A 23018-nucleotide genomic window follows, 5' to 3' on the forward strand; every position below is an offset into this window, starting at 1 on the left:
CGAGGGCGGTGTGACCGCCGTACGGCTGTCCGACCGTCGGGTCCTCGGCACCCGGAGCACCGGCGGCGAGGCGCCCTGCCATCTCTCGGTGCATCCGAGCGGGCGCTGGCTGCTGAGCGCGAACTACGGCACGGGCAGTGTCGCCGTGCACCCCATCGAGGACTCCGGCGCCCTGGGCGAGCGCACGGACCTGGTCGCGCACCGCAGTCCGGCGCCGGGTCCGGGCCAGGAGGGCCCGCACGCGCACCAGATCGTCACCAGCCCCGACGGCGGCCATGTCCTCGCCGTCGACCTGGGCAACGACACGGTGTACACCTACCGCCTGGACGAGTCCCGGGGCACGCTCACCGAGGTGTCGCGCGCGCGGACCCGGGCCGGTGCGGGGCCACGGCATCTGACCTTCCATCCGGAGGGGCGGTACGCGTATCTCGCCGACGAGGTCGACAACACGGTCGTGGTCTGCGCCTACGACCCGGACAGCGGCCGGCTCACCCCGGGCGACCCGCAGTCCACGGGGACCGGGTCCGGCACGAACTATCCGGCGCAGCTGGTGGTGACACCGAACGGCTCGTACGCGTATCTCGCCAACCGGGGGCACGACAGCCTGACGCGTTACGCGGTCGAGGCCGGGGGTGCCCGGCTCGAGCTCCTCGACACGGTGCCGGTGCGCGGGGAGTTCCCGCGGCAGATCGCCCTCTCACCGGACGGCGGTCTGCTGTTCGCGGCGCATCAGCGGTCGAGCACGGTCGGGGTCTTCCATGTCGACCCCGAGACCGGTGAACTGCGGCTCGCGGGCGAGCCGTTCGCGTCACCCGTCGCCGTCTGTGCGCTGCCGCTGTAGGGCGCGGGGGCAGGAGGCGGCACTGGCCTGGCTGAGCAGGATGTGCATGCGTTCGGTGAGCTGCGCCATGTCGTCGGCGGGCTTGTGGAACGTCAGGCGTACATCGCCGTTGCCGCGGGCCCGCTCGATGCGCAGGGTGAGGCCGTGCCGGTCGACGGCGAGCGGCTGGACGCGTACGGCGCCGTGGAGGCTGTCGTGCGGGACGAGCCGGGTGAGGCGTTCGACGGCGTCGGGATGGGCGTCGGCGAGGTGGGTCAGCAGCCGGGACTCGGCCGTGGCCAGCGGATCGGGTTGTGCGGCGGCGAACTCGTCGAGATCGACCACGACCGCGCCGGTCGGCTCGCGGAGCACGATACGGGTGGGCCGGAACTCCAGGTCGCCGTCCTTGGGCGCGAACCAGCCGGCGAGCCAGAGCCGGGCCCGGATGCGGTTGCGCACGGGAACGGGCGCGACATCGGCGAACTCCAGCACGGCGGACGGCTCACCGCGCGGTGCGCAGATCGCGGCGGCGACGAGCGCGCTGTCCTCGGGGACGCACAGGATCACCCGGCCGTCCTCGGTGACGGTGTGCGCGCCGACGAACTCCTCGCGCCCGCCCTCGGCGGTCACCGCGCAGGACCACGCCGCCGCGAGCACCGAGCGGGCACGCTCCGCCGCGGCGGGCGCGGCCGTCCAGATGTGACGGTCACCCATCCCCAACCTCCCTTAGGTAAGCCTTGCCTAACCTATCGAAGATCGGGGCGTTCGCCAACCGGAACCGGCGAGTCTGTGAACTTTCCGTTCGACACGGCGAACCACTCGCAGGGGCGGGCCCACAGGATTCGGGACGCGGGCACGCCGAGCCGGGGATGCCGGACATCCCGAACCTCAGCGCGTGAGCACCCCGAAGAGCGCCCGTACGCACAGGTCCCGTACCTGCTCACGGGACAACTCGGAGCCCCTGAGCCACTCCAGACAGACGGCCGTGGTGAAGGACAGCCACCCGCGCACGGCGAGCCGTGTCTCGGGCCGTCCGTCGAGCACCGGACCGAACTCGGCGTCCGTGGCCAGCGCCTCCAGGATCCGCGCCTCCTGCACGGCCAGCGCCCGCAGATAGACCTTGCGCACGGCCTGGTCGCCGGAGGACTCCGCACGGTGGAAGGACCGGTAGCCGTGGGCGTGCTCCTCGACGTACCCGAGGAAGATGTCGAGGCCGTTGGCCAGCCGCTCGCGCGCGGAGCCACCGGGCGCGGGCTCCATCGTCCGCAGCATCCGCTCGCTCTCGCGCTCCACGACGGCCGCGAAGAAGTCCCGTTTGTTCGGGAAGTAGTGGTAGAGCAGGCCGCGCGAGACGCCGGCGATCTCGGCGACCTGCTCTATCCACACGTCGTCGTACGGACTCTCCGAGAACAGGCGGGCCCCGACGTCGAGAAGCTGCTCCCGCCGCTCCGCCGTGCCGAGCCGACGACGCGGGCGCTCCTCCTGTGTCGCTGCCATGACGCCACCTTACTTGACGTGGGTTCAACAAGGGGATGAGACTGAACCCGTTATTGAACCCGAGTACAACAGCGTCGATGCGGCGTGCGCGCAAGGGAGATGTGGTCATGACGGAGACGGCAGAGGCCACGGCTGTCCGGGGTTTCCGCAGCGCGGAGCTGGGCTGGCCCGAGCTGCACCGCATTCCGCACCCGCCGTACCGGCTCCCGGTCATCGGCGACGCGCTCCGCGCGAACCTCCGCGCACCGATACAGGGCACCCTGAGCCTGGGGCGCCGGCTCGGGCCGATCTTCCGGCGCAAGGCGTTCGGCAAGGAGATCGTGTTCGTGGGCGGCGCCCATCTCGCGGCCGACATGGCGGACGAGTCACGGTTCGCCAAGCACGTGGGGCTGGGGGTGGCCAATCTGCGCCCGCTGGCCGGGGACGGGCTGTTCACGGCGTACAACCACGAGCCCAACTGGCAGCTGGCGCACGATGTGCTGGCCCCGGGCTTCAGCCGGGACGCCATGGCGGGCTACCACCCGCTGATGCTCGACGTCGCCGAACGGCTGATGGACCACTGGGACCGGGCGAGCGCGGCGGGGCGGGCGGTGGACGTGCCCGGTGACATGACGAAGCTGACCCTGGAGACGATCGCCCGCACCGGCTTCAGCCATGACTTCGGCTCCTTCGAGCGGACCCGGCCGCATCCCTTCGTCTCCGCGATGGTGGGCACCCTGTCGTACGCTCAGCGCCGCAACGTGGTCCCCGACCCGTTGGTCCCGCTGCTGCTCAGGGGTGCCGCCCGGCGCAACGAGGCCGATATGGCGTATCTGAACGACACGGTCGACGCGGTGGTACGGGCCCGCCGGTCGTCCGGCGGTGAGCGCGGTGCCGACCGGGGCCAGGGCGACCTGCTCGACCGCATGCTTCAGACCTCGCACCCGGAGACCGGGGAGCGGCTGTCCCTCGAGAACGTCCGCCGCCAGGTCGTCACCTTCCTGGTCGCCGGCCATGAGACGACCTCGGGTGCCCTCTCCTTCGCCCTGCACCATCTCGCCCAGCGCCCGGACCTGGCCGCCCGCGCCCGCGCCGAGGTGGACCAGGTGTGGGGCGACACGGCCCGGCCCGGCTACGAGCAGGTGGCCAGGCTGCGGTATGTGCGCCGGGTGCTCGACGAGTCGCTGCGGCTGTGGCCGACGGCGCCCGCCTTCTCGCGCGAGGCCCGCGCCGACACCGTCCTTGGCGGCATCCATCCGATGCGGCGGGGCGCCTGGGCCCTGGTGCTGACCGCGATGCTGCACCGGGACCCGGAGGTGTGGGGCGACGACGCCGAGGCCTTCGACCCGGACCGCTTCGACGCGGCGGCCGTACGCGCCCGGCCCCCGCACACCTTCAAGCCGTTCGGCACGGGGGCACGGGCCTGCATCGGCCGCCAGTTCGCGCTCCACGAGGCCACGCTGGTCCTGGGACTGCTGCTGCGCCGCTACGAGCTGCGCCCGGACCCGGCGTACCGGCTGCGGGTGGCCGAGCGGCTGACCCTGATGCCGGACGGACTGCGGCTGCGCCTGGACCGGCGGATGGTCGCCGGCGGGTCGAGGGCCGCCGACGAGGACTCGGAGGGGCGGCCCACGGGTGCTGCCGAAGGCCCGCCGGGCGGGTCGTCGCCGTCACGCTGTCCAGTGACCGGGGCGGGTGACTGACGCCGGCAGGCGCGTACCGGCGCTGCCGCGGGCCGCGTTCAGCTGGGGCTGGGTCAGGAAGAAGGCGCCGGTCAGGTCGGCGTCCGTGAGGTCGGTGTCGCGGAGGTCGGCGCCGATCAGGTCCGCGCCGCGCAGATCGGCACCGGTCAGGTCGGCGGCTATGAGGTAGGCGCCCCGGAGGTTGGCCTTGCCGAGGTCGGCGCCCTTGAGCCGGGCTCCGATGAGGTCGGCGCCCCGGCGGTTCTTCTTGCGACCGGCACCGGCCCGCATCAGCTCGCTGGTCCGCAGCAGCAGTTCGTTGACCCGCTGCCGGTGTGCGGCGACGTCCAGCTCCGCCAGCTCCTCGGCGTTCCGCCCCGCCAGTTCCTCGGTCTCTGCGAGCGCCCGGCGTATGTCCGCGTGCACCGGGCGGGCGGGGGTCAGGGTCAGCGCCTCGGTCAAGTACCACAGGAGTTCGTGGAGTTGGCGGACGACCGGGAACACGTCGAACATCCGCCGGGCGTGCTCCCGGCCGGCCGTACGCCAGTCCCGGCCGCCGAAAGTGACCTGGGAGACCCGCTGTCCGGCGCCGAAGCAGTCGTAGACCGTGCAGCCGGTGAAGCCCTCGCCCCTGAGCCGGCTGTGGATCCCGCAGCGGAAGTCGTCCCGGAGGTTCCCGCACGGCTTGCCCGCGGCCTTGTCGACGGCGAAGTCCGCCGAGGCCGCGAAGGGCAGCGCCACACAGCACAGCCCGAAGCAGCTGCCGCAGTCACCGCGCAGGTCATGCCGGTCATGCAGGCCGTTCAGGCCATGCGGGTCGAGGAGGCCACCGGATCTTTGTTCCATGCCCTCACCCTAACGAGGCTCGGACACAGCTCCCGATGTCACCGGCTGAACACCTCGAACGCCACCGCCGGCTTGCCGCCGAAGCGTTCGCCGACGGTCTGCGCGTGGCCCGTGAGGAAGCCTCGTACGTACGTTTCCGGGTCCTCGTCGGTCAACACCTCGATGTAGGTGCGGTGTTCGAGCAGCGAGCGCACCGCCCGCTCCAGGCCGGGCGTCGCGTCCACCGCGTGGGTGGGGGTGTCGGATCCGGCGACGGCGACCCAGCGGACGCCGTCCCAGGGCTCCAGACCCTGTTCGACGAGTTCCGGGAAGATCCATCGGTTGCCGGCGTCGGCGGCGGCGTCGAGGGTGGCGCGGCCGACGGCGGCGTGGTCCGGGGTGTTCCACATCGTGCCGCCCCAGGTGTCCCGGTAGTGAAGGGTGATCAGCAGCTCGGGCCGGTGTCTGCGGATGGCGGCGGCGATGTCCCGGCGCAGGGCGAGGCCGTACTCGATGACACCGTCCCGGTGGTCGAGGAACTCCACCTCGGTCACGCCCACGACGGCGGCACTCGCCCGCTGCTCGCGCTCGCGCAGCGGGCCGCACTCGGCGGGTGGCAGGGTGTCGATGCCCGCCTCACCACGGGTCGCCAGGACGTACGCGACGTCGCGGCCGGCGTCGGTCCAGGCGGCGATCGCGGCCGAGCAGCCGTATTCGAGGTCGTCCGGGTGGGCCACCACGGCGAGGGCACGCCGCCAGTCGTCGGGCATGGGTGGGAGTTGGTCCGGTCGGGCCTTTCGCGGATCGTCGGTCATGAACGCACAGTAGCCCGCCGCACCGACAACCGGCCCGTGCTCACTCCTCGTCGCGTGCCAGCGCCAGCAGCCGGTCCAGCACACGCGGTCCACCGGCCCGGACGCCGTCGTGCTCGAACTCGTCCGTGACCCAGGTGCGCAGCCCCCGGATGGCGCGGGCCGTCCGAAGGGAGTGCGCGGTGTCGACGTACATGTCGTCGTGGTAGATCGCGGCGGCCACCGGCACCTCGTTCGCGGCGAGGCGCTTCGGGTCGTACAGGGGTGCCCAGTCGGTGCGGGCCGCCAGCTCCTCGGCGGTGTCGCGCAGGGGGCGCAGGGCGGGGTCGGTGTCGAAGGTCCAGGGGTGGATGGACTCGCCGGTGAAGAGGAGGGGCCCGTCGCCGGTGAGTGTCTTGGCGGCGTCGAACTGGGGGAACTCGGCGCGCACCCGTTCCGCCGACCAGGCCGTGGGGCGCTCGCCCTGGCCGTAGCAGGCCTCGTGGACGAGAGCGTAGAGGGGGTGCCCGGCGAAGGACAGCAGGCCCTGGACCTGCTCCTGGAAGGCGTCGGAGAGGGCGGGGCCCTGCGCGGTGGTGACGAAGGCGTCCTCCAGCAGGAAGTGCAGCCGGTGGCTGCCGTCGCTGCGGCCGAGGAGGATGCCGAGGGACTGGAAGGCCTCGACGGTGAGTTTGTGGCCGCCGTGCAGGACGGGCTCGTGTTCCAGCAGGTACTCGGCGATCCGGCGGGCCCGTTCGACGTCCTGCGGGTAGCGGGCGTAGTGCGCGGCGACCTTGCGTTCGACGCGTGGGTAGGCGGCGCGGTAGACGTCGTCCGCGTGGGCGTCGAGGGCCGGCAGGCCGCCGGTGATGACGGCGGTGCTCAGGCCCTCGGGCGCGGTGGACAGATAGGTGACCGCGCAGAAGCCGCCGAAGCTCTGGCCGAGGACGGCCCAGGGGGCGCCGCCGGTGACCTCGGGGCGGATGGCCTCGCAGTCGCGGACGATGGAGTCGGCGCGGAAGTGGGCGAGGTAGTCGGCCTGTTCGCGGGGGCCGCCGCGCAGCGGGAGGGTCTGGCGGTTGGCCGGGGTGGAGGCGCCGGTGCCGCGCTGGTCCAGGAGCAGGACCCGGTACTCCTTCAGGGCCCGCTCCAGCCAGGCCTCACGGCCGATGAAGCGGTTCGCCCCGAAGCCGGGGCCGCCCTGGAGGTAGACCAGCCAGGGCAGCTCGGCGAACGCCTTGTCGCTCGCGACGACTTCACGCGCGTAGAGCTCGATCCGCTCCCCCGCCGGGTCGTCGTGATCGAGGGGGACGATGAAGCGGCGGTCGGTGAGGACGACACCGGGCTGCCGGTAGCTGACGGACAACAGGGCTCCTTGGGCGTACGGATTCCAGGCCGTGGTCCAGTCCAGCACAGAATCTTCGCCCGGCCGACCCCGTGGATCAAGAAATTCTCGCTGAATCGTCGATCAGTACGCCGACCGCCGCCGATGTCGGGCTGCTGAACCGGCGCTCAGCGGGCCGAGAGGCTGGAGCGTCGTACCACCAGCTCCGGCTGGAGTACGACCCGTCGGTGTTCGTGCGGGGTGGACGCCGTCTCGGCCTCGGTCTCCTCCAGGAGGAGTTCGGCGGCGAGGGCGCCCATGGTGACGGCGGGCTGCCGTACGGAGGTGAGGGGGACGGCCGCGGCGGCGGCGAACTCGATGTCGTCGTAGCCGACGATGGCGAGGTCGTCCGGCACGCTGACACCGGCCGCGTACATGGCCTGCAGGACGCCGAGGGCGAGCAGGTCGTTGGCGCAGAAGACGGCGGTGGGGCGCTCGGCGAGGCCGAGGAGACGGGCGCCCGCGTCACGGCCGGCGGCCACGTCGAGCCGCTCGGTGGGCAGTTCACGCAACGCCTCCGGGCCGAGTCCCGCCTCCAGCAGGGCGCCCAGGGCACCCGTACGTCGGTCGCGGACCTGGTTGAGACCGGCGGGGCCGCTGACGTACGCGATGGAGCGGTGCCCCGCGTCGACCAGATGCCGTACGGCGAGCGCGCCGCCCGCCACGTCGTCCACGGACACCGAGCACTCGGTGGTGCCCTCGGCGACCCGGTCGACGAGGACGAAGGGGATGCCGTGGCGGCGGAACGCCTCGATGTTGCGCCCGGTCGCGTCGGCGGGCGTCAGCAGCACACCCCGCACCCGCTGTTCGGCGAAGAGCGACAGATACTCGGACTCCTCGCCCGCGCTCTGCGCGCTGTTGCAGACCATCACGCCGAGCCCGGCGTCGCGCGCGGCCCGCTCGGCACCGCGCGCGACGTCCACGAAGAACGGGTTGCCCATGTCCAGCACCAGCAGCCCCATGATCCGGCTGCGCCCGGCCCGGAGTTGACGCGCCGACTCACTGCGGACATAGCCGAGGCGGTCGATCGCGGCCAGCACCCGGGCCCGGGTCCCGGAGGCCACCGAGTCCGGCCGGTTGATGACGTTGGAGACCGTGCCGACGGAGACTCCGGCGGCAGCGGCGACGTCCTTGATACCCACCGACTGCGACATCGGACGGGGACCTCCAGTGAGATGGGAAGCGGCGGGCGGACTTTCACATTACCGGCACACCCGCCGCCGGAACGATCAGGCGGGGAGGCGCAGGTTGAGGACACGCAGCGCCGAGGGCGTCGTACCGCTGGACTTCTCCTGGTACATGATCGACAGGTAGTTGTCCTGCGCGATCCGCGTCTCGTCGATCACGACTTCGCCGAAGGCGTTCAGCCCGGCGCCGACTCCGTCGTACAGGACCGTCCAGTCCGTGTATCCGGATGCCTTGGAGGCTCCGGCGATGCGCAGGAACGGGAAGATCGCGTACGCGTTGTCGTACTTGTCGAGGATCAGCTTGGTGCGCTGGCTGGAGTTCAGCGGGACCGGTATCTCGGTCTTCTGCCAGGCGCCCGAGGAGTTCTTACGGACGTGGAACGCGCGGCCGTTGTTGGTGCGGTCGGTGACGTAGTCGGTGGTGCACTGACCGAAGCGGCCGGGGACGTAGCTGATGATGGCGTGCGGCAGGCCCGCCGAGTCGGTGAACTGGCTCTCCTGGTTCATCAGCGAGTGGTCCGGGTTGAGCGCGTCCACGACCAGGCCGGAGTCGGTGACGGCGACCTTGTCGGAGCCGCCGGTGGTGCCGACGACGGTGCCGGCGTTGTTGCGCCAGGTGCGGCCGCGGTCGTCGGAGTAGACGTAGCCGGTGTCGTGGTTGGTGATGCCGCCGCTGTTGCACATCACGGCGCCGTTCTGCTCACGCCAGGTGAAGAACGAGTGCAGTCGGCCGTTCTTGTCGTAGTCGATGCCGTGCAGGTACATGTTGCGGGCCGTCGAGGAGCCGTGCTCGCTGGTGTAGGTGCCGGTGGAGCTGGTCCACTCGCCGAGGTTCGTCCAGGACGTGCCGTTGTACTCGGCGAGGGCGTTGCGGCCGTTGCCCGAGATGCCGACGCGGTAGCTGAGCTGGAGATTGCCCTCGGGCGTCGAGATGAACTGCGGGTAGGTGAACTGCGAGGTGAGCGCGAGCCCGTCCAGGGTGGACTGGGGGGCGCCGAAGCGGCTGTTGTCCCAGCTCAGTCCGCCGGGGTTGTCCATCAGCCCGGCCACCGACTTGACGTAGGTGAAGCCGTCGCTGTGGGAGTCCATGTTGAGGTGCAGCCGGCCGTCGACCTTGGAGATGCCCATGGAGATGACATTGTGGGAGTCGTCGTACCGGAGCGTGTGGCCGACCTTGACGGTGGCCCAGTTGGCCGTACCGAGCTGGCGGCGGGCGACGACGGCGTTGCGGTCGGCGGTGTACCAGACGGCGTACTGGTAGCCCTTGTAGGTCAACAGCCCGTTCTTCTGGAACGAGTTGTTGTTGACCAGGCCGTTGTAGGAAACGAAGAAGAGGGCCTGGGTGTCGAGCGTGACGGGGCCGAGGTTGGTGACCGAGGGGCCGGGGTCGGCGGCCCGGGCGGTGGCGGCGCCGATGACCGGGGTCACCACTGCGCCGGCGAGGGCGGCGCCCAGCAGCGTACGTCTCTTCATCTCGGGGACTCCATTGTCGAGCGAGGTGGGGAACGGGGAGGGGGAGGGGAGCGAGTGGTGTGTAACAAGGGCTCAGGCGAGGTGGAAGACCTCGGTGAGGGGCTTCATCGCCTCGTCGGGGCGGGCGCCGTCGAGGGACTCGAAGAACGGCGCCATCTCCTTCTGCCAGCGGGCGTTGACCTCGGTGGCCTCCATGCCGGCGAGCGCGGCCTGGAAGTCGTCGGTCTCCAGGTAACCGACGAGGAGGCCGTCATCGCGCAGGAAGAGGGAGTAGTTGCGCCAGCCGGTGGCCGAGAGAGCTTCGAGCATCTCCGGCCACACGGCGGCGTGCCGCTCGCGGTACTCGTCGATCCGGTCCTTGCGGACCTTGAGCAGGAAACAGACGCGCTGCATGAGATACCGCTCCTGGGATGAGGGGGACGTGGGGGTGGGGTGACGCGACTGACGAGCGGTGACTAGAAGTCGAAGTCGTCGATGTTGTCCTTGTTGAAGACGGTCGGCTTGCCGAGGTTGATCACACCGTCCTTGCCGATGGTGTACTCGCCCATGTCACCGGCGGTGAAGGTCTCGCCCTCCTGGCCGGTGATCTGGCCGGAGACCAGCGCCACGGAGGTACGCGCGGCCAGCTCGCCGAGCTTCGCCGGGTCCCACAGCTCGAACGCCTCGACGGTGCCGTTCTTGACGTACTTGCGCATGTCGTTCGGGGTGCCGAGACCCGTCAGCATGACCTTGCCCTTGTACTTGGAGCCCGACAGGTACTGGGCGGCGGCCTTGATGCCGACCGTGGTCGGGGAGATGATCCCCTTCAGGTTCGGGTACTCCTGGAGCAGGCCCTGGGTCTGCTGGAAGGACTGCTGGGCGTCGTCGTTGCCGTACGCGACCTTGACCAGCTTGATGTTCTTGTACTTGGGGTCCTTGAGTTCGTCCTTCATGAACTCGATCCAGGTGTTCTGGTTGGTCGCGGTCTGCGCGGCCGACAGGATCGCGATCTCGCCCTTGTAGCCGATCTGCTCGGCGAGCAGCTGGACCTCGGTACGGCCCAGGTCCTCGGCGCTGGCCTGCGACACGAAGGCGTTGCGGCACTCCGGCTTGGTGTCCGAGTCGTAGGTGACGACCTTGATGCCGTTGCTCATGGCCTGCTTGAGCGCGGTGCACAGGGCGCCCGGGTCCTGCGCGGACACGGCCATCGCGTCCACCTGCTGCTGGGTCAGCGTGTTGACGTAGGAGACCTGGCCGGAGGTGTCGGTGGCGCTGGAGGGGCCGACCTCCTTGTAGCCGGAGCCCAGCTCCTTCAGGGCCGACTCGCCGCCCTTGTCGGCGGAGGTGAAGTACGGGTTGTTGACCTGCTTCGGCAGGAAGCCGACGGTCAGCCCCTTCTTCAGCTCGGCGTTCGGGTCGGCCTTGCCGGTGGCGGCGGCCGAGGCGCCCTCGTTCTTGACGTCCTCCTTGGTGGTACCGCCGCAGGCGGTGAGAGCGAGAGCGAAGGAGGTCGCCGCGGCGAGTGCCGCACAGGAACGGCGGAGGGTTGCCTTGCGCATGGATGGGTCCTTCTCTGAGAGAGGTGAGCGGGAGCGCCCCTTCAGGGGCGCGGGCTGTGTTTCATATGCGGCTACCGCCGCGTGGGAGCGACCAGCCACGGACGACCGGAAGCTTTGAATCCGACCGTCTTTCAAACGGTCTTTCCGGCGGAGCCGACCGCCGCTTTTCGTCCGGCCCTCGCGACAGCGATCTGACGAGCCACCCGAGGCCCGAGAACCGAGACAACCAACAGGACACCAGTGACGACGATCTGCGACTGGGCCGAAACGTTCACGAGGCTCATCACGTTCTGCAGCGCACCGAGCAGGAACACCCCGGCGATCGCACCGCCCAACGTCCCCTTGCCACCGTCGAAGTCGATACCACCGAGCAACACCGCGGCGATGACGGAGAGTTCGAGACCCGTCGCGTTGTCGTAGCGGGCGCTGGCGTAGTGCAGGGCCCAGAAGATGCCGGTGAGGGAGGCCATCACGCCGGTCACCGTGAACAGGATCAGCTTCTGTCGCTTGACCCGGATCCCGGTGAAGCGCGCGGCTTCCTCGCTGGCGCCGATCGCGTAGAGGGAGCGCCCGAACGGGGTGGCGTGCAGGGCGATCACGGCGATCACGAGCAGTACCAGGAAGGGGAGGAAGGCCTGCGGGACGAAGCTGTCGCCGATGCGGCCGGCCGCGAAGTCCAGGTACTGGGTGGGGAAGTCGGTCACCGCGTCGGAGCCGAGCACGATCTGTGCGATGCCCCGGTAGGCGGCGAGGGTGCCGATGGTGACGGCGAGGGAGGGCAGGCCGAGCCGGGTGACCAGCAGGCCGTTGACCAGTCCGCAGACCACGCCGAGCAGCAGACAGATCGGGATGATCGATTCGATGGTCATGCCCTGGTTCCACAGGGCGCCCATCACCGCGCCGGAGAGACCGGCCGTGGAGGCGACGGAGAGATCGATCTCGCCGGCCACCACGAGCATGGTCATGGGCAGGGCGATCAGCGCGATCGGCAGGGTGTTGCCGATGAGGAAGGACAGGTTGAGCGAGTTCCCGAAGCCGTCGACCGTGGAGAACGACAGCAGCAGTACGACGATGAGGAGAGCACCGACCGCGGAATCCCACCTTTTCAAGGCGGACCAGCGGACCGCGCGTGACAGGGTCGAGTCAGCCATGGCGGGCGTTCCTCTTCTTCAGGGCGGTCGCCACCCGCAGCGCGACCACGCGGTCCACGGCGATGGCGAGGATGAGCAGGATGCCGTTGATGGCGAGCACCCACACCGAGCTGACGCCGAGGGCGGGCAGCACGCTGTTGATGGAGGTCAGCAGCAGCGCGCCGAGGGCCGCGCCGTAGACGCTGCCGGAGCCGCCGGTGAAGACGACGCCGCCGACCACGACCGCGCTGACGACGGTCAGTTCGTAGCCGTTGCCGGTGCTGGAGTCGACGCTGCCGAACCGGGCCAGGTACATCGCGCCGGCCAGACCGGCGAGAGCGCCGCAGAAGGTGTACGCGGCGAGGATCCGCTTGCGGACCGGGATACCGGCCAGCCGCGCCGCCTCGGGGTTGGAGCCGAGCGCGTACAGCTCGCGTCCGCTGCCGAAGTGCTTCAGGTAGTACGCCGTCGCCACCAGCACCGCGAGCGCGATCAGCGCCAGCCACGGCACCGCGGAAATACCGCCGGAGCCGAAGTCGATGAACCCGTCCGGGAGGGAGGAGGCGACGATCTGCCGGGAGCCGACCCAGATCGAGTCGATGCCCCGGATGATGTAGAGCGTGCCGAGGGTGACGACGAGGGCGGGCACCTGGCCGAGGCTGACGAGGAGCCCGTTGAGGAGACCGAAGCCGACGCCCAGCAGGACGGCCAGCACCACGGCCACGACCGGGTTTCCGCCGCCCTGGAGATATATACCGGCGGCGAAGGCGCTGATGCCGAGGGTGGAGCCGACCGACAGGTCGACGTTCCGGGTGATGACGACCAGCGACTGGCCGACGGCGACCAGCACCAGGATGGTCGCGTTGAGCAGCAGGTCCTTGATGCCCTGCTCGGTGAGGAACTCGCTGTTGCCCAGCTGGGTGACGACGATCATCACCAGGAAGACGACGAGGATGGCGAGTTCCCGCATCTTGAAGACACGGTCCACCAGCCGGGTGCCACTGGACTTGGGCACCTCGGCGACGGGGGTGTTCTGAGGGGTGGTCACCGTCATGCGGCGGCCCTCCCGGTGGCTGCGGCCATCACGCTTTCCTCGGTGGCTTCGGAGCGAGGGATCTCGGCGGTGAGGCGGCCCTCGTGCATCACGAGCACGCGGTCGGCCATGCCGAGGATCTCGGGCAGGTCGGAGGAGATCATCAGGACGGCCACGCCGTCGGCGGCCAGCTCGCTGAGCAGCCGGTGCACCTCGGCCTTCGTACCGACGTCGATGCCTCGGGTCGGCTCGTCGACGATCAGCACCTTGGGCCCGGTGGCGAGCCACTTGGCGAGGACGACCTTCTGCTGGTTGCCGCCCGACAGGGTGTTGACGGTGTCGGCGATCCGGGCGTACTTGACCTGGAGCTTGACCGCCCAGTCGAGGGAGCGGCTGCGCTCGGCGCCGCGGTCCATGAGTCCGACCCTGACGGTCGTACGGAGTCCGGTGAGGCCGATGTTCCGCTCGATGGACATGTCCATCACCAGGCCCTGGGCGCGGCGGTCCTCGGGGACCAGGGCGAGCCCGGCGGCCATGGCCGTGGAGGGGGCGCCGTTGGTCAGGGGCTTGCCGTCGATGTCGACCTCGCCCGCGTCCCAGCGGTCGATGCCGAAGACGGCCCGCGCCACCTCCGTACGGCCGGCGCCGACGAGTCCGGCGAGGCCGACGATCTCGCCGCGCCGGACGTCGAAGGAGACGTCGGTGAACACGCCCTCGCGGGTCAACCGGCGGACGCTGAGCGCCACTTCGCCGGCCTCGACCTCCTGCTTGGGGTACAGCTCGTCCAGGTCGCGGCCGACCATACGGCGTACGAGGTCGTCCTCGGTCATACCGTCCAGTGGCTCGCTGGAGATCCAGGCGCCGTCTCGGAGGGTGGTGACCCGCTGGCAGATCTGGAAGATCTCCTCCAGGCGGTGGGAGATGAACAGGACGGCCGAACCCTGCTCGCGCAGGGTGCGGACGACTCCGAAGAGCCGGGCCACCTCGCTGCCGGTGAGGGCCGCCGTCGGCTCGTCCATGATGAGGACGCGGGCGTCGAAGGACAGCGCCTTGGCGATCTCGACGATCTGCTGATCGGCGATGGACAGACCGCGCGCCGGGCGGTCGGGGTCGAGTTCGACGCCGAGCCGCTGCATCAGGGCGAGCGTCGCCGCGTGGGTGGCCTTGTGGTCGATACGGCCGAGGGCGCGCCGAGGCTGGCGGCCCATGAAGATGTTCTCGGCGATCGACAGGTCGGGGAAGAGCGTCGGCTCCTGGTAGATCACGGCGATGCCCGCGTCCCGGGCGTCGGCCGGGCCGTGGAAGACCGTGGGCGCGCCGTCGAGGAGCACCTGACCGGAGTCCGGTCGGTGCACCCCGGCGAGCGTCTTGATCAGGGTCGACTTGCCCGCGCCGTTCTCCCCGGCGAGGGCGTGCACCTCTCCGGGGAACAGTTCCAGGGACACGTTCCGCAGGGCGCGCACGGCGCCGAAGGACTTGGAGATGTCCTCCAACGCGAGGACAGGGGCCGGACCCGTGTCGGACGGGTGGGTCATGAGGGCTCCTCGACGACGGCCGGTGGCTAGCGGATAGGCTGCCTCGCTGCGTCGTGAAAGGTTTCAACTAGGTTGCCGGGACGTTAGGCATCGCATGCTGGTCACGTCAATGGGTTTCGGTCGAAAAGTTTTCGACAGGAGAGGTCACAACAGGGTCACGGAGAACGGGCCGGGTCAGAGGGGTTGACAGTCCGGCGAACCGCTCATAGTTTCCGGTGCTGAATCGTTTCAGACATCGAAGCCGGTAGGAGCCCTGACGTGACCGAGCTCGCCGCGGTGAAGGCCGCCCTCAAGACCCAGGCCGTCGAAACGCCGTCGTGGGCGTACGGAAACTCCGGAACCCGCTTCAAGGTGTTCGCCCAAGCGGGTGTGCCCCGCAACCCCTGGGAGAAGCTCGACGACGCCGGCAAGGTCCACGAGTTCACCGGCGTGGCGCCGACCGTGGCCCTGCACATCCCCTGGGACAAGGTCGACGACTACGCGGCGCTCGCCAAGCACGCCGAGCAGCGCGGAGTGAAGCTCGGCGCCATCAACTCCAACACCTTCCAGGACGACGACTACAAGCTGGGCAGCATCTGCCACCCGGACGCGGCGATCCGCCGCAAGGCCGTCGATCATCTGCTGGAGTGCGTCGACATCATGGACGCGACCGGGTCCCGCGATCTGAAGCTGTGGTTCGCCGACGGTACGAACTATCCCGGCCAGGACGACGTGCGCTCGCGCCAGGACCGGCTCGCCGAAGGGCTCGCCGAGGTCTATGAGCGACTGGGCGACGGGCAGCGGATGCTGCTGGAGTACAAGTTCTTCGAGCCGGCCTTCTACACGACCGATGTGCCGGACTGGGGTACCGCGTACGCCCACTGCCTCAAGCTCGGGCCGAAGGCCCAGGTCGTCGTCGACACCGGGCATCACGCCCCCGGCACCAACATCGAGTTCATCGTGGCCACCCTGTTGCGGGAGGGGAAGCTCGGGGCGTTCGACTTCAACTCACGGTTCTACGCCGACGACGATCTGATGGTCGGGGCCGCCGATCCGTTCCAGCTGTTCCGGATCATGTACGAGGTCGTGCGTGGGGGTGGGTTCACCTCTGACGTCGCGTTCATGCTCGATCAGTGCCACAACATCGAGGCGAAGATCCCGGCGATCATCCGGTCGGTGATGAATGTGCAGGAGGCCACGGCGAAGGCGCTGCTTGTCGACCGGGAGGCCCTTGCCGCGGCGCAGGCTTCCGGTGACGTGCTCGGGGCCAATGCGGTGCTGATGGACGCGTACAACACCGATGTGCGGCCTCTGCTTCGTGAGGTGCGGGAGGAGATGGGGCTGGACCCCGACCCGATCGCCGCGTACCACGCCTCCGGCTGGGCTTCGAAGATCGTTGAGGAGCGGGTCGGTGGCCAGCAGGCGGGATGGGGAGCCTGACCGCTGCGCTGGGCTGAAGCCGATTGCCGCGTTTCATCTGCCGGGTAACCGCCGGTCGCAGGCTGCGGGCCGTTTGTGGCTGGTCGCGCAGTTCCCCGCGCCCCTGAGGGGCGCTCCGCGCCCCGATGGAGGGCGCCGCACTCCCCCTCGTACATAAGTCACCGTAAGGATTGATCTCCCATGGCAACCCATCCCGAAGCCGCTGCTCTTCTCGCCCGGTCGCGGCGGCTTGGTGCTGATCCCCGTAACACCAACTACGCCGGTGGTAACGCGTCCGCGAAGGGGACCGACACCGATCCCGTCACCGGTGGTGATGTCGAGCTGATGTGGGTCAAGGGGTCCGGGGGTGACCTCGGGACGCTGACCGAGGCCGGGCTGGCCGTGCTGCGGCTGGACCGGATGCGGGCGCTCGTCGACGTGTACCCGGGAGTGGAGCGCGAGGACGAGATGGTCGCCGCGTTCGACTACTGCCTGCACGGCAAGGGGGGTGCCGCTCCCTCGATCGACACGGCCATGCACGGGCTCGTCGACGCCGCCCATGTCGATCATCTGCACCCCGACTCCGGGATCGCGCTGGCCTGTGCCGCCGACGGGGAGAAGCTGACCGCCGAGTGTTTCGGGGACAGCGTGGTGTGGGTGCCGTGGCGGCGGCCCGGGTTCCAGCTGGGGCTGGACATCGCGGCCGTCAAGCGGGAGAACCCGCAGGCCATCGGGTGTGTCCTCGGCGGGCACGGGATCACCGCCTGGGGTGACACGGCCGAGGAGTGCGAGAAGAACTCGCTGCACATCATCCGTACCGCCGAGCAGTTCCTGGCCGAGCGCGGGAAGGCGGAGCCCTTCGGGCCCGTCATCGAGGGGTACGAGGCCCTGGACGCCGCTGCGCGGCGGGAGCGGGCCGCCGCTCTCGCCCCGCACATCCGGGCCATCGCCTCGCAGGACAAGCCCCAGGTCGGGCACTTCAACGACTCCGAGGTCGTACTGGAGTTCCTGGCGCGCGCCGAGCACCCCCGGCTCGCCGCCCTCGGTACCTCCTGCCCCGACCACTTCCTCCGTACGAAGGTCAGGCCGCTCGTCCTCGATCTGCCGCCCACGGCCGAGCTGGACTCGGCGATCGCGCGGCTGAAGGAGCTGCACGCCGAGTACCGCGAGGAGTACGCCGCCTACTACCAGCGGCACGCCGATGCCGACTCCCCCGCGATGCGCGGGGCCGACCCGGCGATCGTGCTGGTGCCGGGCGTGGGCATGTTCTCCTTCGGCAAGGACAAGCAGACGGCACGGGTCGCGGGTGAGTTCTACGTCAACGCGATCAACGTGATGCGGGGCGCCGAGGCCGTTTCGACGTACGCGCCGATCGAGGAGTCGGAGAAGTTCCGCATCGAGTACTGGGCGCTGGAGGAGGCCAAGCTTCAGCGGATGCCGAAGCCGAAGCCCCTCGCGACCCGGGTCGCGCTGGTGACGGGTGCGGGCAGCGGCATCGGGAAGGCGATCGCGCAGCGGCTCGTCGCCGAGGGCGCCTGTGTCGTCGTCGCCGATCTCAACGCCGAGAACGCCACCGCCGTCGCCGAGGAGCTCGGGGGCCCGGACAAGGCTGTCGCCGTGACGGTCGACGTCACGTCCGAGGAGCAGATCGTCGAGTCCTTCAAGGCCGCCGTGCTGGCCTTCGGCGGCGTGGACCTCGTCGTCAACAACGCCGGCATCTCCATCTCCAAGCCGCTGCTGGAGACCTCGACGAAGGACTGGGACCTTCAGCACGACATCATGGCCCGCGGGTCGTTCCTCGTGTCGCGGGAAGCGGCCCGGGTGATGATCGCGCAGGGGCTGGGCGGTGACATCGTCTACATCGCCTCCAAGAACGCCGTCTTCGCCGGACCCAATAACATCGCCTACTCCGCCACCAAGGCCGACCAGGCGCACCAGGTGCGGTTGCTCGCCGCCGAGCTGGGTGAGCACGGGATCCGTGTCAACGGCGTCAATCCCGATGGTGTGGTGCGCGGTTCGGGGATCTTCGCCGGTGGCTGGGGTGCCCAGCGGGCCGCCGTGTACGGGGTGGAGGAGGAGAAGCTGGGTGAGTTCTACGCCCAGCGGACGATCCTCAAGCGCGAGGTGCTGCCGGAGCACGTGGCGAACGCGGTGTTCGCGCTGACCGGCGGGGAGCTGACGCACACCACCGGTCTGCATGTGCCGGTCGACGCCGGCGTGGCCGCCGCCTTCCTGCGATGAGCGCGGCCGTGAAGTCGTACGCGGCGGTCGACCTGGGCGCGTCCAGTGGGCGGGTCATGGTCGGCCGCGCGGGGCGGGACTCGCTGGAGCTCGTGGAGGCGCACCGGTTCCCCAACCGACCGGTGCGGACGCCCGAGGGGCTGCGCTGGGATGTGCTCGCGCTGTACGCGGGGGTGCTCGACGGGCTGAAGGCCGCCGGGCAGGTCGACTCCGTCGGGATCGACAGCTGGGCCGTGGACTACGGGCTGCTGGACGCCGACGGTGCCCTGCTCGGCAACCCGGTGCACTATCGGGACACCCGTACCGAAGGTGTCGCGGAGAAGGTGTGGGCCACCGTGCCGGCCGCCGAGCTGTACGCGGCGACCGGGTTGCAGTACGCGCCCTTCAACACCCTGTACCAGCTCGTCGCCGCCCGGTCGTCCGCCCAGTTCGCCCATGCCAAGCGGTTGCTGCTCATCCCGGATCTGCTGACGTACTGGCTGACGGGTGAGCTCGGGACGGAGCTGACCAACGCCTCCACGACCCAGCTGATCGATCCGCGGACGCGTGACTGGTCGTACGACGTGGCGGCGCGGCTCGGGATCGACCTGGAGCTGTTCGCGCCGCTGCGGCGGCCCGGGGATCCGGCGGGGCTGCTCCAGCGGCGGGTGCTGGAGGAGACCGGGCTGACCGGTCCGGTGCCGGTGACGACCGTCGGGTCGCACGACACCGCCTCCGCGGTGGCGGCCGTACCGGCCACCGGGGAGCGGTTCGCCTACATCTGCACCGGCACCTGGTCCCTGGCCGGTGTGGAGCTGGAGGCGCCGGTGCTGAGCGAGGCCGGCCGGGCGGCCAACTTCACCAATGAGCTGGGGCTGGACGGCACGGTCCGCTATCTCCGGAACATCATGGGGCTCTGGCTGCTCCAGGAGTGCGTACGGGAGTGGGGGAACCCCGATCTCGGGGAGCTGCTGCGGGCCGCGGCGGGGGTGCCCGCGCTGCGGTCGGTGGTGGACGCCGGGGACTCGGCGTTCCTGGCGCCCGGCCGGATGCCGGAGCGGATCGCCGAGGCGTGCCGGGAGTCGGGGCAGCCCGTGCCCGCGAGCCCCGCCGAGATCACCCGCTGCATCCTCGACTCGCTGGCCCTCGCCCACCGCAAGGCCGTCGCCGAGGCCCAGGCGCTCGCCGACCACCCCGTCGACGTCGTCCACATAGTCGGCGGCGGCACCCGTAACGCCCTGCTGTGCCAGCTGACCGCCGACGCCTGCGGGCTTCCGGTGGTGGCGGGCCCGGCGGAGGCGGCGGCCCTGGGCAACGTCCTCGTCCAGGCCCGCGCCCACGGCCTGGTGGGCGACCGGGCCTCGATGCGCGCGCTGCTCGCCCGTACCCAGCCGCTGGTGCGGTACGAGCCGCAGGGCGACCCGGCGGCCTGGCGCGCCGCGGCGGCCCGGCTCGCCGAACGGTGAGCGAAGCCCCGCCGGTGGCCGACCGGCGGGGCCTCTCGGCCGTACACCTGCTCTCGGCCGTACACCCGCTCTCGCCCTACGCCTGCTCGCGTCGTACTCTGCACTCATCCGATGATCGACCCCCAAGGAGCCGCGATGCGTGTCGCTCTGTTCCTGACCTGTGTCAACGACACGCTCTATCCGGACACCGGCCGCGCCGTGGTGAAACTGCTGACCAGACTGGGCGTCGACGTCGACTTCCCGATGGGGCAGACCTGCTGCGGGCAGGCGCACTACAACACCGGATACCGCCATGAGGCGGAGCCGCTGGCCCGCCAGTTCTCCGATGTATTCCGGGAGTACGAGGCCATCGTGACGCCGTCGGGCTCATGCGGGGCGATGGTGCGGGAGCTGTATCCCCGGATGGGTGAACGGGCGCGGGCCGAAGGGCGCGGGGACACGCTCGCGCGGACGCTCGCGCCGGTCGTGCCGAAGACGTACGAGCTGACCGAGTTCCTGGTGGACGTGCTGGGTGTGACCGATGTCGGGGCGTACTACCCGCACAAGGTGACCTACCACCCCACCTGTCACGGGTTGCGGAGTCTGGGGCTCGGTGACCGGCCCCGGCGGCTGCTCCAGGCCGTGAAGGGGCTGGAGTTGGTGGAGCTGCCCGGCGCCGAGGAGTGCTGCGGCTTCGGTGGCACGTTCGCCGTGAAGAACTCCGATGTCTCGGCGGCGATGGGCACCGACAAAGTACGCAACGCCGAGTCGACGGGTGCCGAGGTGCTGTGCGCCGCCGACAACTCCTGCCTCATGCACATCGGCGGCACCATGGCCCGGCTGCGGACCGGGATGCGGCCGGTCCACATCGCCGAGATCCTGGCGAGCACGGAAGAGGAGCCCCTGGGATGAGCGGGACCTTCGTCGGGATGCCGGCGTTCCCGAAGGCGGCCCACGAGGCCGTGCACAACGCGACCCTGCGCGGCAATCTGCGCCACGCCACGCACACCATCCGCGCCAAACGGGCGAAGGCCGTCACGGAGGTGTCGGACTGGGCCGCGCTGCGCGAGGCGGGCAAGCGGATCAAGGACCACACGCTCCGTCATCTCGACCGGTACCTCGTGCGGTTGGAGGAGTCGGTGATCGCGGCGGGCGGCACGGTCCACTGGGCCGCCGACGCGGACGAGGCCAACCGGATCGTCACATATCTCGTCAAGGCGACCGGTGAGACCGAGGTCGTCAAGGTCAAGTCGATGGCCACCCAGGAGATCGGGCTCAACGAGGCGCTGGAGGCCGAGGGCATCCACGCCTACGAGACCGATCTCGCCGAACTCATCGTGCAGTTGGGCAAGGACCGGCCGTCGCACATCCTCGTCCCGGCCATCCACCGCAACCGGGGCGAGATCCGGGACATCTTCGCGCGCGAGATGAGCGAGTGGGGCCGCCCGGCCCCCGAGGGCCTGACCGACACTCCCGCCGAACTGGCGGAGGCCGCGCGGCTGCATCTGCGGGAGAAGTTCCTGCGCGCCAAGGTAGGGATCTCCGGCGCCAACTTCATGGTCGCCGAGACCGGCACGCTGGTGGTCGTGGAGTCCGAGGGCAACGGCCGGATGTGTCTCACCCTCCCCGAGACCCTGATCTCGGTCGTCGGCATCGAGAAGATCGTGCCCACCTGGCAGGACCTGGAGGTCTTCCTCCAGACCCTCCCCCGCTCCTCGACGGCCGAGCGGATGAACCCCTACACCTCCACCTGGACCGGCACCACGGACGAGGACGGCCCGAGCACCTTCCATCTGGTCCTCATCGACAACGGCCGCACCGACACCCTCGCCGACGAGGTCGGCCGCCAGGCCCTGCGCTGCATCCGCTGCTCGGCGTGCCTCAACGTCTGCCCGGTGTACGAGCGGGCCGGCGGGCACGCGTACGGCTCGGTGTACCCCGGCCCGATCGGCGCCATCCTCAGCCCCCAACTGCGGGGCACGGCAAGCGAGATCGACGCCTCCCTGCCGTACGCGTCCTCGCTGTGCGGCGCCTGCTACGAGGTGTGCCCGGTCGCCATCGACATCCCCGAGGTGCTGGTGCATCTGCGGGAGCGGGTGGCGCAGGGCGGACCGGTGACCGAGCGGGGCGACAAGGTCGTGCTCAAGCCCGCGAAGGGGCATGCCGCCGAGCGGGCGGCGATGCGGGCGGCGCGCTGGGCGTTCAGCCGTCCCGGCGCCCTGCGCACCGGACAGCGGCTGGCGTCGCGCAGCCGCCGCTTCCATCCGCGCACCTTGCCGGGTCCGGGCCGGGCGTGGAGCGCGAGCCGTGATCTGCCGACGGTGCCCGCCGAGCCGTTCCGCGACTGGTGGCAGCGGACGAACGGCGGCAAGAACCCCGGGGGAAGGAACTCCGGAGGCCGGAGCGCCGCCGGAAAGGAGACCGGCAAGTGAGCAGCAGGGAGCTGATTCTGGGCCGGGTGCGACGCGCCCTCGCCGACGTAGGACAGGACGACACGCCGTACGAGCAGGCGGTTCCGCGTGACTATCTCCGCGAGCACGGCGAGCGCAGCGTCGAGGAGACGGTGGATCTGCTGGCGGAGAACCTGGCGGACTACCGGGCGATCGTGCACCGTTGCGCGGACGAGGAGTTGCCGGAGCTGCTGATGCGGCTTCTGTCCGAGCGGGGCTCGCGGACCGTGCTGGTGCCGCCGGCGTTGCCGGAGTCCTGGCTCCGCGCGTCCGACGTGACCCGGGTCCACGATCGCGCCGCGAGCACCGCGCACGAACTGGACGATGTCGACAGCGTCGTCACCGGTTGCGCCGTCGCGATCGCCGAGACCGGCACGATCGTCCTCGACGGCTCCCCCGACCAGGGGCGCCGCCGGATCACGCTGGTGCCCGACCACCACATCTGCGTCGTACGGGTGCCGGACCAGGTCGTCTCGTCGGTACCCCTGGCCCTCGAACGCCTTGACCCGACACGCCCGTTGACCTGGATCTCCGGCCCCTCGGCCACCAGTGACATCGAGCTGGACCGGGTGGAGGGCGTGCACGGGCCGCGCACACTGGAGGTGGTGCTGGTGACGGGCGGCGTCTAGGG

20 protein-coding genes are annotated in these 23018 nt (G+C 70.4%); 8 read left to right on the plus strand and 12 right to left on the minus strand.

Annotated elements, in window-relative coordinates:
* Positions 1–841, plus strand: an 841-nt coding sequence (locus tag STRIP9103_RS08615; RefSeq protein ID WP_009304045.1) for a lactonase family protein, incomplete at its 5' end; no start/stop codon positions are given.
* On the opposite strand, the gene STRIP9103_RS08620 is transcribed toward STRIP9103_RS08615, so the two are convergent.
* Both STRIP9103_RS08620 and STRIP9103_RS08625 read right to left on the minus strand, forming a co-directional pair.
* Positions 809–1534, minus strand: a complete 726-nt coding sequence (locus STRIP9103_RS08620; protein WP_009304041.1) for a DUF2470 domain-containing protein — start codon at positions 1532–1534, stop codon at positions 809–811. The genes STRIP9103_RS08615 and STRIP9103_RS08620 overlap by 33 nt on opposite strands.
* A gap of 174 nt (positions 1535–1708) precedes the next feature.
* Entirely contained in the window at positions 1709–2317 is a 609-nt protein-coding gene (locus tag STRIP9103_RS08625) for a TetR/AcrR family transcriptional regulator (RefSeq protein WP_009304056.1), read from the minus strand.
* Positions 2318–2424: 107 nt separating this feature from the next.
* Between STRIP9103_RS08625 and STRIP9103_RS08630 the strand changes: the two genes are divergently transcribed.
* Entirely contained in the window at positions 2425–3999 is a 1575-nt protein-coding gene (locus STRIP9103_RS08630; protein ID WP_009304044.1) for a cytochrome P450, read from the plus strand.
* Here STRIP9103_RS08630 and STRIP9103_RS08635 read toward each other — a convergent pair.
* From STRIP9103_RS08635 to STRIP9103_RS08680, 10 genes are all read right to left on the minus strand, one after another.
* Complete coding sequence (locus STRIP9103_RS08635; RefSeq protein WP_009304046.1) at positions 3967–4824, minus strand: pentapeptide repeat-containing protein; 858 nt, start codon at positions 4822–4824, stop codon at positions 3967–3969. The genes STRIP9103_RS08630 and STRIP9103_RS08635 overlap by 33 nt on opposite strands.
* A gap of 38 nt (positions 4825–4862) precedes the next feature.
* Positions 4863–5618: a PIG-L deacetylase family protein gene (locus tag STRIP9103_RS08640; protein WP_009304054.1), complete on the minus strand. Its 756-nt coding sequence runs from the start codon at positions 5616–5618 to the stop codon at positions 4863–4865.
* 40 nt (positions 5619–5658) lie between these two features.
* A complete protein-coding gene (locus tag STRIP9103_RS08645) occupies positions 5659–6960 on the minus strand; it encodes an alpha/beta fold hydrolase (RefSeq protein WP_009304036.1) in 1302 nt (433 codons plus the stop codon).
* Positions 6961–7106: 146 nt separating this feature from the next.
* Positions 7107–8132 carry a LacI family DNA-binding transcriptional regulator gene (locus STRIP9103_RS08650; protein WP_009304032.1) on the minus strand — a complete coding sequence of 342 codons (1026 nt, stop codon included), beginning with the start codon at positions 8130–8132 and terminating at the stop codon, positions 7107–7109.
* A 75-nt stretch (positions 8133–8207) separates the two neighbouring features.
* Positions 8208–9638 (minus strand): BNR repeat-containing protein, encoded by a 1431-nt coding sequence (locus STRIP9103_RS08655; RefSeq protein WP_009304059.1) that lies wholly within the window; start codon positions 9636–9638, stop codon positions 8208–8210.
* Between the two features lie 72 nt (positions 9639–9710).
* A complete protein-coding gene (locus STRIP9103_RS08660; protein WP_009304033.1) occupies positions 9711–10031 on the minus strand; it encodes an L-rhamnose mutarotase in 321 nt (106 codons plus the stop codon).
* 62 nt (positions 10032–10093) lie between these two features.
* Complete coding sequence (rhaS, locus tag STRIP9103_RS08665) at positions 10094–11176, minus strand: rhamnose ABC transporter substrate-binding protein (RefSeq protein WP_009304052.1); 1083 nt, start codon at positions 11174–11176, stop codon at positions 10094–10096.
* A 131-nt stretch (positions 11177–11307) separates the two neighbouring features.
* The gene (locus STRIP9103_RS08670) at positions 11308–12327 is read right to left on the minus strand and encodes an ABC transporter permease (protein ID WP_009304040.1); all 1020 of its coding nucleotides are present in this window, start codon (positions 12325–12327) and stop codon (positions 11308–11310) included.
* Complete coding sequence (locus tag STRIP9103_RS08675; RefSeq protein WP_009304057.1) at positions 12320–13360, minus strand: ABC transporter permease; 1041 nt, start codon at positions 13358–13360, stop codon at positions 12320–12322. Before STRIP9103_RS08675 ends, STRIP9103_RS08670 begins: the two co-directional genes overlap by 8 nt.
* On the minus strand, positions 13357–14874 hold the full coding sequence (locus STRIP9103_RS08680; RefSeq protein ID WP_009304038.1) for a sugar ABC transporter ATP-binding protein: 1518 nt from the start codon (positions 14872–14874) through the stop codon (positions 13357–13359). The genes STRIP9103_RS08675 and STRIP9103_RS08680 overlap by 4 nt, the downstream gene beginning before the upstream one ends.
* A gap of 258 nt (positions 14875–15132) precedes the next feature.
* On the opposite strand from STRIP9103_RS08680, the gene rhaI reads away from it, so the two are divergent.
* From rhaI to STRIP9103_RS08710, 6 genes are all read left to right on the plus strand, one after another.
* The gene (gene rhaI / locus STRIP9103_RS08685; protein WP_009304051.1) at positions 15133–16293 is read left to right on the plus strand and encodes an L-rhamnose isomerase; all 1161 of its coding nucleotides are present in this window, start codon (positions 15133–15135) and stop codon (positions 16291–16293) included.
* A 180-nt stretch (positions 16294–16473) separates the two neighbouring features.
* The gene (locus STRIP9103_RS08690; protein WP_009304042.1) at positions 16474–18513 is read left to right on the plus strand and encodes a bifunctional rhamnulose-1-phosphate aldolase/short-chain dehydrogenase; all 2040 of its coding nucleotides are present in this window, start codon (positions 16474–16476) and stop codon (positions 18511–18513) included.
* Positions 18510–19958 (plus strand): rhamnulokinase, encoded by a 1449-nt coding sequence (locus STRIP9103_RS08695; protein WP_048819940.1) that lies wholly within the window; start codon positions 18510–18512, stop codon positions 19956–19958. Before STRIP9103_RS08690 ends, STRIP9103_RS08695 begins: the two co-directional genes overlap by 4 nt.
* A 135-nt stretch (positions 19959–20093) precedes the next feature.
* Positions 20094–20849: a (Fe-S)-binding protein gene (locus STRIP9103_RS08700; protein ID WP_009304034.1), complete on the plus strand. Its 756-nt coding sequence runs from the start codon at positions 20094–20096 to the stop codon at positions 20847–20849.
* A complete protein-coding gene (locus STRIP9103_RS08705; RefSeq protein ID WP_009304058.1) occupies positions 20846–22369 on the plus strand; it encodes a lactate utilization protein B in 1524 nt (507 codons plus the stop codon). The genes STRIP9103_RS08700 and STRIP9103_RS08705 overlap by 4 nt, the downstream gene beginning before the upstream one ends.
* On the plus strand, positions 22366–23016 hold the full coding sequence (locus STRIP9103_RS08710) for a LutC/YkgG family protein (RefSeq protein WP_009304047.1): 651 nt from the start codon (positions 22366–22368) through the stop codon (positions 23014–23016). Before STRIP9103_RS08705 ends, STRIP9103_RS08710 begins: the two co-directional genes overlap by 4 nt.
* Positions 23017–23018: the final 2 nt, after the last annotated feature.

The sequence above is a fragment of the Streptomyces ipomoeae 91-03 genome (genome assembly GCF_000317595.1).
GTDB lineage: Bacteria > Actinomycetota > Actinomycetes > Streptomycetales > Streptomycetaceae > Streptomyces > Streptomyces ipomoeae.

Coding starts and splice junctions, on each gene's coding strand:
- STRIP9103_RS08630 (WP_009304044.1), top strand. CDS start 2,425: ATGACGGAGACGGCAGAGGCCACGGCTGTCCGGGGTTTCCGCAGCGCG.
- STRIP9103_RS08705 (WP_009304058.1), top strand. CDS start 20,846: ATGAGCGGGACCTTCGTCGGGATGCCGGCGTTCCCGAAGGCGGCCCAC.
- rhaS (WP_009304052.1), bottom strand. CDS start 11,176: ATGCGCAAGGCAACCCTCCGCCGTTCCTGTGCGGCACTCGCCGCGGCG.
- STRIP9103_RS08635 (WP_009304046.1), bottom strand. CDS start 4,824: ATGGAACAAAGATCCGGTGGCCTCCTCGACCCGCATGGCCTGAACGGC.
- STRIP9103_RS08650 (WP_009304032.1), bottom strand. CDS start 8,132: ATGTCGCAGTCGGTGGGTATCAAGGACGTCGCCGCTGCCGCCGGAGTC.
- STRIP9103_RS08690 (WP_009304042.1), top strand. CDS start 16,474: ATGGCAACCCATCCCGAAGCCGCTGCTCTTCTCGCCCGGTCGCGGCGG.
- STRIP9103_RS08620 (WP_009304041.1), bottom strand. CDS start 1,534: ATGGGTGACCGTCACATCTGGACGGCCGCGCCCGCCGCGGCGGAGCGT.
- STRIP9103_RS08655 (WP_009304059.1), bottom strand. CDS start 9,638: ATGAAGAGACGTACGCTGCTGGGCGCCGCCCTCGCCGGCGCAGTGGTG.
- STRIP9103_RS08695 (WP_048819940.1), top strand. CDS start 18,510: ATGAGCGCGGCCGTGAAGTCGTACGCGGCGGTCGACCTGGGCGCGTCC.
- STRIP9103_RS08680 (WP_009304038.1), bottom strand. CDS start 14,874: ATGACCCACCCGTCCGACACGGGTCCGGCCCCTGTCCTCGCGTTGGAG.
- STRIP9103_RS08640 (WP_009304054.1), bottom strand. CDS start 5,618: ATGACCGACGATCCGCGAAAGGCCCGACCGGACCAACTCCCACCCATG.
- STRIP9103_RS08670 (WP_009304040.1), bottom strand. CDS start 12,327: ATGGCTGACTCGACCCTGTCACGCGCGGTCCGCTGGTCCGCCTTGAAA.
- STRIP9103_RS08660 (WP_009304033.1), bottom strand. CDS start 10,031: ATGCAGCGCGTCTGTTTCCTGCTCAAGGTCCGCAAGGACCGGATCGAC.
- STRIP9103_RS08700 (WP_009304034.1), top strand. CDS start 20,094: ATGCGTGTCGCTCTGTTCCTGACCTGTGTCAACGACACGCTCTATCCG.
- STRIP9103_RS08625 (WP_009304056.1), bottom strand. CDS start 2,317: ATGGCAGCGACACAGGAGGAGCGCCCGCGTCGTCGGCTCGGCACGGCG.
- STRIP9103_RS08675 (WP_009304057.1), bottom strand. CDS start 13,360: ATGACGGTGACCACCCCTCAGAACACCCCCGTCGCCGAGGTGCCCAAG.